The organism is Acinetobacter stercoris (assembly GCF_900323515.1).
In the GTDB taxonomy this organism is placed as follows: domain Bacteria; phylum Pseudomonadota; class Gammaproteobacteria; order Pseudomonadales; family Moraxellaceae; genus Acinetobacter; species Acinetobacter stercoris.
In genome coordinates this window covers 1-1,168 of sequence record NZ_OOGT01000408.1, presented here as the reverse complement: position 1 = coordinate 1,168, position 1,168 = coordinate 1, and the positions used below count along the sequence as shown (strand labels likewise).

General features: G+C 34.4%; 2 protein-coding genes. One reads left to right on the top strand and one right to left on the bottom strand.

Going from position 1 to position 1,168, the window contains the following annotated elements; all coding sequences use genetic code 11:
• Positions 1-110: 110 nt before the first annotated feature.
• Positions 111-695 carry a 1-acyl-sn-glycerol-3-phosphate acyltransferase gene (locus KPC_RS19910; RefSeq protein ID WP_121976019.1) on the top strand — a complete coding sequence of 195 codons (585 nt, stop codon included), beginning with the start codon at positions 111-113 and terminating at the stop codon, positions 693-695.
• 62 nt (positions 696-757) lie between these two features.
• Here KPC_RS19910 and KPC_RS19905 read toward each other — a convergent pair whose 3' ends face one another.
• A complete protein-coding gene (locus KPC_RS19905) occupies positions 758-1,090 on the bottom strand; it encodes a hypothetical protein (RefSeq protein ID WP_121976018.1) in 333 nt (110 codons plus the stop codon).
• Positions 1,091-1,168 lie beyond the last annotated feature (78 nt).

The window sequence follows — 1,168 nt, the reverse complement described above, 5'->3', positions numbered from 1 at the left end:
ATCATATTTATAGACAGTTATAAATTAATTGTCTGTTTTATCATCATTTTCAGCTTCTATAAAAATTTTAACTTGATAAACTTGGCAAATTTTGCAATGGGGGAAGAAACATGCTGAGTAATTTGGCGTACCGAAGTTTGAAGCTATTGGGTTGGCAGACAGATAACCAGTGGCCTGAAGATCTTGATCAATGCGTTATGATTGCTGCGCCACATACCAGTAATTGGGACGCTTTGTATGCACGACTTGCATTAAAGGTTCTCGGTGTAAATGTTAAACTGACGATAAAAGACAGCTACATGAAGTTTCCATTTGGTCCTTTCGTAAGAGCTATGGGGGGAATCGGAATTGATCGCAGCCCTAAAAAAGAAGGTGAGCCAAGACCAAGTATGGTGGAGCTTATGAGTAATTTATTTAAGCAACATCCCAAACTGGTCATGCTGGTAACCCCTGAAGGTACACGTGCAAAACAGGAAAAATGGAAAACTGGTTTTTACCATGTTGCTGTCAATGCAAATGTGCCAATTGCACTGGCTTATATGGATTATGCAAATAAAAAAGCTGGGATAGGGAAAATAGTCTATCCATCAGGAGATTATGAAAAAGATATGCAAGAAATTATGCAGTTTTATGGTGGAATTCATGCAAAATTTCCTGAAAAATTTAGTGTAGATACACGTTACATCTCTCAATAAATATAAAAATAGACAAGGTTATAAGCCTTGTCTATTTATTTAGATCGTGATGAATAATTAATTCAATTGTGATGGTTATCTTTATTTACGCCACCGAGTGATTCGCAGGATGCTTTGTAAATCACATATTGTTTTTGAACAATTTCATCTAAAGGAATTTTAAAAAGAATGTCTCCAGCTTTATAACTTTCAATATATGACTCTGCTTTTTCACGACTGACTGCTAAAGTACGTTCATGATAAGACGTAATTGAAGTGTGTGGAATTTCAGAAGTCTCAATATTATTACATTCAAATTTAGTGAGCATTTTTTCAGCTCTTTTAATTTCACTTGATGTGCCAAAAGCACATCCTGTTAAGACCCCCAATAGGCTTAACAAAATAGAGGTTTTCATCACGATATTTTATAGAAATGGAATCCGACCATTGTATAATTATTTTTTGAAATAAAACACATTCTTTTAATGTAAATG